Origin of the sequence: Nitrospira sp., assembly GCA_029194675.1 — a bacterium.
In the GTDB taxonomy this organism is placed as follows: domain Bacteria; phylum Nitrospirota; class Nitrospiria; order Nitrospirales; family Nitrospiraceae; genus Nitrospira_D.
The window spans coordinates 250924-263652 of the sequence record JARFXP010000003.1 but is presented as its reverse complement, the minus strand read 5'-3'; the positions used below and the strand labels follow the sequence as shown (position 1 = coordinate 263652).

Genomic DNA, 12729 nt, shown 5'->3' with positions numbered 1-12729 from the left:
GTCCGGAGAATTAGGAGAAGATTAAATGGCTGCGAACTGGAAGGCAAGGTCCCTGTCGCCAACGAATCTCCATCTCGACACGAAGAATCCTCGGCTCGGTCGAGAGCACACAGCTCAGGCGCCACGCCAGATCATTCAATATCTTTTCGAGCATGATAAGGCAATGGAGGTAGCCGATAGCATCGTGACTCGCGGATACTTCCCTAACGAGCCACTTCTTGCTGTGAAGGAAGATGGACGACTGGTCGTAGTCGAAGGTAACCGCCGCCTAGCGGCGTTGAAAGCATTACGAGAGCCTGCCCTGCTTGAGGGTACATATCAACGACAGGTCGAACGCCTGGCCCGCCGAATCGTGGATCCAAACCTGATTGCCAACATTCCAGTAACAATTGCTCCTAGTCGTAAGGCTACCGATCGTCAGATCGCAGGTAGACATATAGGCACACCGGTACTCGCATGGCGGGCGGAGAATCGTGCGAGTTTCATCCTCGACAAGCTTGCGGAAGGATATGACAACGATGCGCTTCGTGACGAACTTGGATTCTCAGCAGCGGATATTCAACAAGCTCGCCAAACGAGAGCAGTTGCCGACATGGCCAGATCTCTTGATCTTCCAGATGAGGTGAAAGCAAAGCTTGATGGACCAACAGCAAAGCTATTCACAACCCTTGAGCGTGTGTTCGACTCATCCGTTGGGCGTGAATATCTCCATGTGGAGACTGACCCTAAATATGGCCTGCGAGGCAACACCGCCAAAAATGAGTTCCTCCGCGGTTTTACCAAGTTGGTTACTGACATCGCGTTAGGGAAGCAATCTTCCAGATCATTGAATACGAACGAACACATCCGCGCTTACTTCGAGGGGTGGGATCCGAAAGATAGGCCGGAGAAGAAGCAGGGATCATTTGTTCCGTCGGACATCATCACAGGTCAGACGGTATCATCACAGCCGCCTGTCAAAAAAGTGGCGCCCAAGACGTCCAAACTGGAGAGCAAGACGGTTCTTCCGAAAGATTTCAAAATTCGCCATGGGAATGACCGGCTTATCGATATTCGGCGTGAACTGACAAGGCTGAATCGAGAAGATTTCCCGAACGCTGGCGCGGTCTTGCTTCGCGTCTTCTTCGAACTGTCCGTTCTTCATTATCTTGAGCGCGTCGGTGAACTCAATGACATCATTGCCAAGATCGAGAAGAAAGTGAACGGGAAGTTACCATTCGGTGTCCCGACGATGAAGCAGCTTATTCCTGAGATTGCGCGAATTGCAAAGGACCGTCTCTCGGCCCGCGAGGCGGCGACCGTTGAGAAGGCAATCAAGTACGACGCGTCCGCACCATTCACAATCAGCGACCTGCATGCATTCGTTCATTCTTCGGATTTGCCAGGGGAGCGCGATATCCGCCAGTTTTGGCTGCGAACCGAGTCGCTCTTTCGGTTGATGTTAGAGCGGGATTTAGAGGACGGTACTGAATGAAAAACTCCAGCCCTCTTCGCTATCCGGGCGGCAAAGCATCCATGACCGACTTGCTTACCAGTATCCGGACAATTAATCGGCTTGGTGATCGTGCCGTTGCCGAGCCCTTTGCAGGCGGAGCTGGTGCCTCCCTGTCATTGCTGTATCGAGAGGAAACACACGAGATCCATATTAACGATGTTGATTCCGCCATTCACGATTTTTGGTGGTCAATTGTAAATCGCCCTAAGCCATTCTTGGTAATGCTACGTTCCAGCCGTGTGAGTATGGCTGAGTGGCATCGGCAGCGAGATACTTACCGATGCAGTAGCGGTGTCTCTCGGCTTCGCAGGGGCTTTGCTGCGTTCTACCTCAACCGCTGCAACCGCTCTGGGATCATCATAAACGGCGGTCCGATAGGTGGTGTTAAGCAAACAGGAAGATGGAAGCTTGACGCAAGATTCAACAAGCCGGAACTGGGAGCCCGGTGTGCGAAGGTGGCAGAATACCGTGACCGAATATATGTCTCACAGATGGATGCTCTCGAGTTCATCGAGGGGCGCGATCGGGACAGGACGTTTTTCTTTATCGATCCCCCATACTATGCGAAAGGGGAAACGCTGTATCTGAACAAGCTCGATCACGCCTATCACCAAGGGCTGGCTAAACAATTACGCAACATGAGCAGAGCAGCATGGGTATTGACCTATGATGAGTGCCCAGAGATACGCGAGATGTATGCTGATTGGGCTACCATCCGTCACTTTTCACTTCGATACTCTGCATCAGAGCGACGGTGCGGGAAAGAAATCCTAATCACCCCTAGGTGGATGCAGCTCCCCGAGAGACAGCGCTCCAATGCTATTAAGTGGTGTGCAGTTCAGCATGGAGAGTGACCCATGACAACCACTCTCAAACCCTATCCCGCCTATAAAGACTCCGGAGTACCGTGGCTGGGCAAAGTACCTTCGATGTGGAGCATCGCACGCAATGGTGGGCTATTTGCACAGCGAAATGAGACGGGATTCGCTCATCTTCCGATCTTGGAGGTCTCACTCAAGACCGGCGTCAAGGTGCGAAACTTTCAAGAGAGCGGTCGAAAGCAGGTGATGTCTGATCGCGACAAGTACAAGCGAGCTCGTAAGGGCGATCTTGCCTACAACATGATGCGAATGTGGCAGGGTGCAATAGGAATGGCACCGACCGATGGCCTAGTTAGTCCAGCATACGTCGTCGCCCGGCCGTTACAAGGGGTCGAACCGAGATTTTACTTGAATCTGTTCCGAACCGACGACTACATGGGCGAGGTCGACAAGTTCTCACACGGGATCGTCAAGGATAGGAACCGGCTCTACTGGGAAGAGTTCAAGCGGATGCCTTCACCGGTTCCACCGTCAAATGAACAAGCCGCGATTGTTCGTTTTCTCGACCATGCGGACCTGCAGATCAAGCGCTATATCCACGCCAAGCAGAAACTGATCAAGCTGTTGGAAGAGCAGAAGCAGGTCATGATCTACCGCGCCGTCACTCGCGGCCTCGACCCCAACGTTCGACTCAAGCCATCCGGCGTCGAATGGCTTGGTGACGTACCGGAGCATTGGGAGGTGCGACGACTGAAGACAGTCTGCACGATGAAGAGCGGTGATGGAATAACAGCCATCTCTATCGAGCCTGCCGGCAATTACCCCGTCTATGGGGGCAACGGCGTCCGCGGCTTCACGTCACGCTACACCCATGATGGTGACTTCGTACTTATCGGACGCCAAGGAGCACTGTGCGGCAATGTGCATGTGGCACGTGGCCCATTTTGGGCCTCGGAACACGCCGTCGTGACGACACTGCGGGACAATCACTGCCTGGATTGGCTCGCGGCGCTTCTTCGCGCAATGAACCTGAACCAGTACTCGATCGCAGCCGCGCAACCGGGTCTCGCCGTTGAGAGGGTACTCAATCTCTGGGTGCCAGTGCCGCGCCGGCCTGAGCAGGACGGACTTGCGGCTCATATTGACGAGGCAACAGCCCAGCTTGCGACTGCCGTTGAGTGGACCCGCCGTGAAATCGCCCTCCTCCATGAATACCGCACCCGCTTGATCGCCGATGTGGTCACCGGCAAGCTCGATGTGCGCGAGGCGGCGGCCAAGTTGCCGGATGAGACTGAAGAGGTTGAATCGCTCGATGAAGCAGAAACTCCTATGGAAGATGACGAAGAGACGGAGGCTTCCACTCTCGATGACGTTCCTGAAGAGGCTGAGGCGTGAGTGCGGTTCCGGCGGAGCCGAAGATTTACCACATCACGCATGTGGATAACCTGGCTGCCATCGTGAACGATCGTAAGCTTGTCTCTGACGCCACCATGCTTGAACGAGGCGGGCCAAACGTCGCGATCGGGATGTCTGCCATTAAGAAGCGGCGAGTCGAAGAAATCCATGTGCTCTGTCACCCTGGGACCAAAGTCGGCGACTACGTTCCATTTTATTTCTGCCCACGGTCTGTGATGCTGTACCTGATTCATCGTGCCAATCATCCAGATCTGACGTATCGTGGTGGGCAAGAACCGATTGTTCATTTAGAGGCGGATCTGCACGAAGTTGTGGAGTGGGCTGAGAACAAAGGTCGCCGGTGGGCTTTTAGCCTTTCCAACGCTGGTTCTTACTATGTCGAGATTTGTGAAGGGCTTGATCAACTCCATCGAGTGAACTGGGCAGCTGTCGCTGAGACCGATTTCCGTTCCTCTGAGGTGAAAGAAGGTAAGCAAGCAGAACTTCTTATTCATGAGTCATTCCCATGGCAATTGGTTTGCCGGATTGGGGTTTATTCAGCGGGTATAAAGACTCGGGCAGAGGCGGCGCTAGAAGGTGCGACTCACAGGCCACCTGTTGCTATTCTTAGCCATTGGTATTATTGAAGAGGAGCCTCCTTCATGATTGAACCTACCACTGGCGATATTTTGGTTGCCGATGCTGAAGCATTGGTCAACACGGTTAACTGTGTCGGGATCATGGGTAGAGGAGTCGCCCTCCAGTTCCGCAAAGCCTTTCCTGACAACTTCAAGGCCTATGAAGCGGTGTGCAAGCGTGGTGAGTTGCATCCTGGGCGCATGTTTATCTTCGATACCGGCAGCCTCGCGAACCCACGATACATCATCAATTTCCCCACCAAGCGTCATTGGAAGGGGAAGAGCCGACTATCCGATATTGAATCCGGACTCGCTGCGCTTGTGGTGGAGATCCGTAGGCTAGGAATTCGGTCAATCGCGATTCCCCCGCTCGGGTGCGGACAGGGCGGACTTGATTGGGCCGACGTGCGGCCACGAATCGAGCAGGCATTGTCGGCCGTGCCGGACGTGCGGGTGTTGCTCTTCAGCCCTGCTGGTACGCCCGCCTCTGTGGCTTCGACCTCATCCCAGCCTGTCCCGAAGATGACCGCCGCACGAGCGGCATTAGTTGTACTGATGCAACGGTACCTCGCGGGACTCATGGATCCCTTCGTCAGTCTTCTGGAAGTGCACAAACTTCTGTACTTCATGCAGGTGGCGGGAGAGGTATCTCTTAGACTTCGATATGTGAAAGCTCCGTATGGACCATATGCGGAGAACCTGCGTCACCTTCTCTTGAGCGTGGAAGGACAGCTCACCTCCGGGTATACCAACGGAGTGGACGCCCCCGAGAAGCCCCTCGAACTCGTGCCGGGAGCTATTGCCGATGCAGAACGGTTTCTGGAAGGACATCCGGATACGCAACGTCGCTTCCAGCGGGTGGCCGACCTCGTCAAAGGGTTCGAGACGCCATTCGGCCTTGAGTTGCTCTCCACCGTTCATTGGGTTTCAACACAGGAAGGCGCTCTGACACCGGATGAGGCTATGACAGCGACATTTAGATGGAGCGAGCGAAAGCGACGTTTCTCACCCCAACAGCTTACTCTCGCCTGGCATGTGCTTCAGGACAAGGGGTGGCTCTCCGCTCAATCTGCCACGCATCACGCGTGAAGACCGATACCAGCGAGAAGGGTCTTGAAAGCCTCATCGTCACGGCAATGGCTGGCCAAGCAGCCGGTGAAGCGCCGCCCCCTGGCGAGGGCATTAGCCTCATTCGGGAACGATATGGCGGCACGGGATGGCTTCTCGGCCAAGCCGAAGACTACGACCGCGAGTTCTGCGTCGATCTTTCACAGCTCCGCGCCTTTCTCCAGACTACCCAGCCCAAACTTGTTGAAGCACTGGATCTCGATAACGACAGCCCGACGAGGCGTCGGTTTCTGGCTCGACTGCAGGGCGAGATTTCAAAGCGAGGTGTGATCGACGTACTGCGACATGGCGTGAAGGACGGCCCCCATCATATCGAGCTGTTCTTCGGTACACCCTCGTCAGGCAATGAGAAGGCCGAGGCGCTATACGCCGCCAACCGTTTCTCTGTCACACGTCAACTCCGTTACAGTCGTGATGAAACACAGCGGGCGCTCGACCTTGCCCTGTTCATCAATGGTCTTCCGATCGCCACGTTTGAACTAAAAAACAGCCTCACCAAGCAGACGGTTGAGGACGCCGTCGAGTAATACAAACGCGATCGCGATCCACGCGAGAAACTCTTCGAGTTTGGACGTTGCATCGTTCACTTCGCCGTGGACGATCACGCGGTGCGGTTTTGCACGCATCTGAAAGGGAAAGGCTCGTGGTTTCTTCCGTTCGATCAAGGTTGGAACGATGAGGCGGGCAATCAACCAAATCCCTACGGCATTAAGACGGATTATCTATGGCGGAAGATCCTCACCCGTGACGGGCTAACCGATATTCTTGAGAACTATGCGCAGATCGTCGAGGAGAAGCATGAGAAGACCGGTAAGAAGAAGGCGGTGCAGATTTGGCCGCGCTTCCACCAGCTCGACGTAGTACGCAAGCTTCTTTCCGATGCAGGGCAGCATGGTGTAGGGCGACGGTATCTGGTCCAACATTCAGCCGGCAGCGGCAAATCCAATTCCATCGCCTGGCTTGCCCATCAACTCATCGGCCTGCGCAAAGATGACGCGTTGGCATTCGACTCGATCATTGTGGTGACGGATCGGCGCATCCTCGATAAACAGATTCGCGACACGATCAAACAGTTTGCTCAGGTGGGAGCGACCATCGGGCATGCCGAGCATTCTGGAGACCTTCGGAAGTTCATCGCCGAGGGGAAGAAGATCATCATCTCCACGGTGCAGAAGTTTCCTTTCATCCTGGACGAGATCGGGAGCGAGCAACGCGGGAAGACATTCGCGATCATCATCGATGAAGCGCATTCGAGTCAGGGCGGTCGCACGTCGGCAGCGGTCAGCATGGCGCTTTCTGCCGCTGGTGCCGAGGAGGAGGACGAAACCACTGAGGACAAGATCAACCGGATCATGGAGGCTAAGAAGCTCTTGCCCAACGCCGGCTACTTCGCCTAAACCGCCACCCCCAAGAACAAGACGTTGGAAATCTTCGGCGAGGCGCTCCTGCCCGATGCCGAAGGGAAGGTCCGCCACCGTCCATTCCACAGCTACACGATGAAGCAGGCGATCCAGGAAGGCTTCATTCTCGACGTGCTCATGCATTATACGCCGGTTGAGAGCTACTACAAGCTCGTGAAGAAGATCGAGGGCGATCCGGAGTTCGATACCAAGCGGGCCAAGAAAAAGCTTCGTCGGTATGTGGAAAGTCACGATCACGCCATCCGTCTTAAGGCGGAGATTATGGTGGACCATTTTTATGGGCAGGTGTTGGCGCTGAATAAGATCGGCGGGCAGGCGCGGGCAATGGTCGTCACCAGCGGCATTGAGCGAGCCATCCAGTATTTTCACGCTTTCCGCAGTTATCTGACGGAAAGGAAGAGTCCGTACAAGCCGATTGTGGCCTTTTCAGGTGAATACGAGTACGGCGATGCTAAGGTGACGGAGGCATCGCTGAACGGCTTCCCATCGAGCCAGATCGCAGACAAAATTCAGGAGGACCCATATCGGTTTTTAATCTGTGCTGACAAGTTCCAAACTGGGTACGACGAACCGCTGCTTCACACGATGTACGTGGACAAGATTCTCTCCGGGATCAAGGCCGTGCAGACCCTCTCACGGCTGAATCGTGCCCATCCGCAGAAGCATGATGTCTTCGTGCTCGATTTCATGAACGACAGTGACACCATCCAAGGGGCCTTCGCCGACTACTACCGCACGACGATCCTTGCCGAAGAGACCGATCCCAACAAACTGCACGACCTGAAGTCCGCGCTCGACGGTCATCAAGTGTATGCTCCGGAGCAGATCGATCAGCTCGTGGTCCTGTATCTTGGCGGAGCCGACCGTGACAAACTGGATCCGATCCTGGATGCCTCTGTCGCCGTGTACAAGCAGCAGCTCGATGAAGACGGGCAGGTGGATTTCAAGGGCAAGGCCAAGGGGTTTCTCCGCGCCTATGGTTTCCTCTCTTCAATCCTGCCTTATACCAACGCGGAGTGGGAGAAGCTGTCGATCTTCCTGACATTCCTCGTGCCGAAGCTGCCTGCGCCGAAGGAAGAGGATCTGTCCAAGGGGATCTTGGAAGTCATCGACATGGACAGTTATCGGGTTGAGAAGCAGGCAGCGATGAAGATTCAATTGCCCGACGAGAACGCGGAAATTGAGCCGGTGCCGATGACCGGTGGAGGCCATAAAGCCGAACCGGAACTTGACCGGCTGTCAAACATTCTCAAGACGTTCAATGATCAATTCGGCAGCATTCCCTGGACCGATGCCGACCGTGTGCATAAGCTCATCACTGAGGACATTCCAAATCGTATTGCTGCCGACGATGCATATCAGAATGCGAAGCAGAATTCGGACAAGCAAAACGCCCGTATCGAGCACGACAAGGCGCTCGCGCGCGTGATGACTGCTGTCCTCAAGGACGACACGGAACTATTCAAACAATTCATGGACAACGAGTCCTTCAAGCGCTGGCTAACGGATACCGTGTTCCGGATCACGTACGAGCGCTCTCCGAGCGCTACACCGTAGGAATATCTCGTTCGGAAGGAATATGCGAAGAGTCAGCCGTGAAGATCGAGTACCCTCAACAGGTCACGCGTTCGACCCGACGCGGCTTATAGAGATTTGGAGCGGGAAAAGGGATTTGAACCCTCGACCCTCGCCTTGGCAAGGCGATGCTCTACCACTGAGCTATTCCCGCTCACGAGGTTTGAGGTGCGGAGTGTACTGACCTCGTTGAGCACTGTCAAGCCAGGGTGCTGCTGTGAGTAAAGCAAAAATGGAAGTTACCAAGTTCAAAGCGTTACCTATCCGTAACTGCCATTACTACTGACAGCACGTGTTCAGAAAACTATGCGATATTAAAGCATAATAACTACAAGACAGCGTATGTCGTAGTCTCAACTACAAAACCATGTAACCTCTACTACTCATGTCTTACCGTGATCTGTCTTCAAACTCCTAGAACCAAATCCAGCAAGATCGATTTCTTTTCATTAACTTAAGAGGTCAATGAGCGAAAAAGCTACGTACGACCAACATGGCTTGGATATTGCGGAAGTTTCCAAATGAATCACTGGGTGTGAAGTCAGGTGTGAGACACGTTTTTTAAGTGGTGGGTCGGTGAGGAGCCAGAGGTATCAGTTTCAGTCGCCCATGATTCAGACTAAGCGAAAGCAGATTATTGCCGGTATCTCTCCGGCAAATATGAAAATCAAACAGGGAAACCGAGCCCGTTCAAGTTCATAAACGTTGAGGAGGTATCCACAATGTTCTTGTCACGTCGACAATTTTTGAAGGTCTCTGCCGGCACCGTCGCGGCTGCGGCGGTGGCGGACAAAGTTCTGGCGCTGACGGCGCTCCAGCCCGTGATCGAAGTCGGCAATCCCTTGGGGGATTATCCGGACCGCTCGTGGGAGCGGGTCTATCATGACCAATATCGGTACGATTCATCCTTTACGTGGGTCTGCTCTCCCAACGACACCCATGCCTGCCGCATCCGAGCCTTTGTGCGGAACGGCGTCGTCATGCGGGTGGAACAGAACTATGACCACCAAACGTATGAAGACCTGTACGGCAATCGCGGGACCTTCGCCCATAACCCCCGGATGTGCCTGAAAGGCTTTACCTTTCATCGCCGCGTCTATGGGCCCTATCGCTTGAAGGGGCCCTTAATGCGGAAGGGGTGGAAACAGTGGATGGATGACGGTTCGCCGGAGCTGACCCCGGAATCCAAGCGCAAGTACAAATTCGACAGCCGCTTCTTGGACGACATGCTGCGGGTCTCCTGGGACACCGCCTTTACCTATGCGGCGAAGGCGATGATCGTCATCGGCACGCGGTACAGCGGCGAAGCCGGCGCCCGGCGGCTTCGGGAACAGGGCTATGCGCCGGAGATGATCGAGATGATGAAGGGGGCGGGGGTGCGCTGCTTCAAGCACCGCGCCGGTATGCCTATTCTCGGATTCATCGGCAAACACTCCAATACCCGTTTCAATAACAGCGTCCTGCCGATACTGGACAGTTGGATTCGCAAGGTCGGTCCGGATCAGGCGCAAGGGGGACGCTACTGGAACAATTACACCTGGCACGGCGACCAGGATCCCTCGCAGCCCTGGTGGAACGGCACACAAAACTGCGATGTCGATTTGAGTGATATGCGGTTCTCCAAGATGAACACGAGCTGGGGCAAGAACTTCGTGGAAAATAAGATGCCGGAAGCCCACTGGAAGCTCGAATCGATCGAGCGCGGCTGCCGCATCGTGGTCATCACCCCGGAGTACAACCCGACGGCTACTCGAGCCGACTACTGGATTCCCCTGCGCCCGCAATCGGACGGTGCATTGTTCCTCGGGGCCTGCAAGATCATTCTCGATGAGAACATGCAGGACATCGACTACATCAAGCAGTTTACCGATATGCCGCTGCTCGTGCGCACCGATACCCTCCAGTATTTGGACCCTCGGGATGTCGTGCCGGACTATAAGTTTCCCGACTTTTCACACAGCTACTCGGGTCGGGTCCAATCGTTGAAATCGGATCAGGTTGAACGTTTAGGAGGGTTCATGGTGTGGGACCTGGCCAAGAAACAGGCGGTGCCGCTCCATCGTGAGCAGGTCGGCTGGCATTTCGAAAAAAGCGGGATTGACCCGGCCCTGACCGGCACCTATCGGGTCAAGTTGTTGAACGGACGCGAAATCGACGCCCTGCCGATCTACCAGATGTACCTGATCCACCTCCAAGACTACGACCTGGATACCGTGCATCAGATCACCCGCTCGCCCAAAGACCTGATTGTCCGCTGGGCGCGCGACTCCGGCACCATCAAGCCTGCCGCGATTCACAATGGCGAGGGGGTCTGCCACTATTTCCACATGACGGAAACCGGACGAGCTGCCGCCCTCGTCACGACCTTGACCGGCAATATCGGCAAATTCGGGACCGGGTGCCATACCTGGTCCGGCAATTACAAAGTGGGGATTTGGAATGCCACGCCCTGGTCCGGTGTCGGCTCCGGTGTGCATCTCTCGGAAGATCCCTGGCGGCTCAATCTGGATGCCAATGCCCATGGGAAAGAAATCAAATACCGCAACTACTATTACGGCGAGGAGCCCGGGTACTGGAACCATGGCGACACCGCCTTGATCGTCAATACCCCGAAGTATGGCCGCAAGGTGTTTACCGGCAAGACCCATATGCCGACCCCCAGTAAGATCCGGTGGGTCGTGAACGTCAACATCTTAAACAACGCCAAGCACCATTACGACATGGTGCGGAACGTGGATCCGAACATCGAATGTCTGATGACGCAGGACATCGAAATGACGTCCGACGTCAACCACAACGATATCGCCTTCGCCGTCAACTCCTGGATGGAGTTCACCTACCCGGAGATGACGGCCACAGTCTCCAATCCATGGATCCAGATCTGGAAAGGAGGGATCCGTCCGTTGTACGACACGCGGAACGATGCGGATACGTTTGCGGGGGTAGCGGCGAAGCTGGCCGAGATGACGGGGGACAGCCGCATGCGAGACGTCTTCCATTTTGTCTATCAGAATCGAGTGGACGTGTATGCGCAGCGGCTCCTGGATGCATCCAGCACCCTGTACGGGTACAGTGCCGACGTGCTGTTGAAGTCTGAAAAGGGCTGGATGGTGATGGTCCGCACCTATCCTCGACATCCCCTCTGGGAAGAGACCAACGAGTCGAAACCGCAGTGGACCAGATCCGGGCGCATCGAGAGCTATCGCATCGAACCGGAAGCCATCGAGTACGGCGAAAACTTCGTGGTGCATCGCGAAGGGCCGGAGGCGACCCCCTACTTGCCGAACGCCATCTTCACGACGAACCCCTATGTGCGGCCGGACGACTATGGCATTCCCATCACGGCTCAGCACCACGACGACAAGACAATTCGGAACATCAAGCTGTCCTGGGCGGAGATCAAGCGTCATAGCAACCCCTTGTGGGAGAAGGGCTATCAGTTCTACTGCGTGACGCCCAAGACCCGGCACCGGGTCCACAGTCAGTGGTCGGTGAACGACTGGGTGCAGATTTACGAGTCGAACTTCGGCGATCCCTACCGCATGGACAAACGGACACCGGGTGTCGGCGAGCATCAAGTGCATATCAATCCGCAAGCGGCCAAGGACCGTGGTATCAACGACGGCGACTATGTGTACATCGATGGGAATCCCGTCGACCGCCCCTACCGCGGCTGGAAGCCGAGCGATCCCTACTACAAAGTGGCGCGTCTCATGATTCGCGCGAAGTACAACCCGTCCTATCCATACCATGTCACGATGGCCAAGCATGCACCCTTCGTCTCGACGCCCAAGTCGGTCAAGGGCCATGAAACGAGGCCGGACGGCCGCGCCATTGCGATCGATACCGGCTACCAGTCCAACTTCCGGTATGGCGCGCAACAGTCCTTTACGCGCAGTTGGCTCATGCCGATGCATCAAACCGACTCGCTGCCCGGCAAATATGCGGGCGGGCTCCGGATGAAATGGGGGTTTGAAATCGACCACCATGCGGTCAATACCGTGCCGAAGGAATGTCTCATCCGCATCACCAAGGCGGAAGACGGCGGCATCGGAGGCCGGGGGCCGTGGGAACCGGTACGGACCGGCTTTACGCCCGGGCAAGAGAACGAGTTTATGATCAAGTGGCTCAAAGGCGAACATATTAAGATCAAAGTCTAAACATCAGTGCTGGGTGCTGAGTGCTGAGTCCGGAGCCCAAGCTCGGGACCACACGCAGCACTCAGAACACCGACCGCAGCACTGAAAGGAGCACCG

At 55.3% G+C, this 12729-nt stretch carries 9 protein-coding genes and 1 tRNA gene; 9 read left to right on the top strand and 1 reads right to left on the bottom strand.

What is annotated here, in order from left to right; genetic code table 11:
* Positions 1–25: 25 nt before the first annotated feature.
* The 8 genes from P0120_16180 to P0120_16145 all read left to right on the top strand — a co-directional run bounded on the left by P0120_16180 (position 26) and on the right by P0120_16145 (position 8455).
* Positions 26–1474 (top strand): hypothetical protein, encoded by a 1449-nt coding sequence (locus P0120_16180; protein ID MDF0675850.1) that lies wholly within the window; start codon positions 26–28, stop codon positions 1472–1474.
* The gene (locus P0120_16175; GenBank protein MDF0675849.1) at positions 1471–2349 is read left to right on the top strand and encodes a DNA adenine methylase; all 879 of its coding nucleotides are present in this window, start codon (positions 1471–1473) and stop codon (positions 2347–2349) included. Before P0120_16180 ends, P0120_16175 begins: the two co-directional genes overlap by 4 nt.
* Positions 2350–2352: 3 nt before the next feature.
* The gene (locus P0120_16170) at positions 2353–3711 is read left to right on the top strand and encodes a restriction endonuclease subunit S (GenBank protein ID MDF0675848.1); all 1359 of its coding nucleotides are present in this window, start codon (positions 2353–2355) and stop codon (positions 3709–3711) included.
* Positions 3708–4358, top strand: coding sequence for a DUF4433 domain-containing protein (locus tag P0120_16165; GenBank protein MDF0675847.1), 651 nt, complete (start codon positions 3708–3710; stop codon positions 4356–4358). Before P0120_16170 ends, P0120_16165 begins: the two co-directional genes overlap by 4 nt.
* 15 nt (positions 4359–4373) lie before the next feature.
* On the top strand, positions 4374–5438 hold the full coding sequence (locus P0120_16160) for a macro domain-containing protein (protein ID MDF0675846.1): 1065 nt from the start codon (positions 4374–4376) through the stop codon (positions 5436–5438).
* Positions 5435–6004, top strand: a complete 570-nt coding sequence (locus P0120_16155) for a type I restriction endonuclease (protein ID MDF0675845.1) — start codon at positions 5435–5437, stop codon at positions 6002–6004. Before P0120_16160 ends, P0120_16155 begins: the two co-directional genes overlap by 4 nt.
* An 81-nt stretch (positions 6005–6085) precedes the next feature.
* Positions 6086–6874: a DEAD/DEAH box helicase family protein gene (locus P0120_16150; GenBank protein MDF0675844.1), complete on the top strand. Its 789-nt coding sequence runs from the start codon at positions 6086–6088 to the stop codon at positions 6872–6874.
* A gap of 24 nt (positions 6875–6898) precedes the next feature.
* The gene (locus P0120_16145) at positions 6899–8455 is read left to right on the top strand and encodes a hypothetical protein (GenBank protein MDF0675843.1); all 1557 of its coding nucleotides are present in this window, start codon (positions 6899–6901) and stop codon (positions 8453–8455) included.
* Between the two features lie 97 nt (positions 8456–8552).
* Here the strand turns inward: P0120_16145 and P0120_16140 are convergent.
* Positions 8553–8627 (bottom strand) — tRNA-Gly (locus P0120_16140).
* Between the two features lie 568 nt (positions 8628–9195).
* Between P0120_16140 and P0120_16135 the strand changes: the two genes are divergently transcribed.
* Positions 9196–12633: a molybdopterin-dependent oxidoreductase gene (locus P0120_16135; GenBank protein ID MDF0675842.1), complete on the top strand. Its 3438-nt coding sequence runs from the start codon at positions 9196–9198 to the stop codon at positions 12631–12633.
* Positions 12634–12729: the final 96 nt, after the last annotated feature.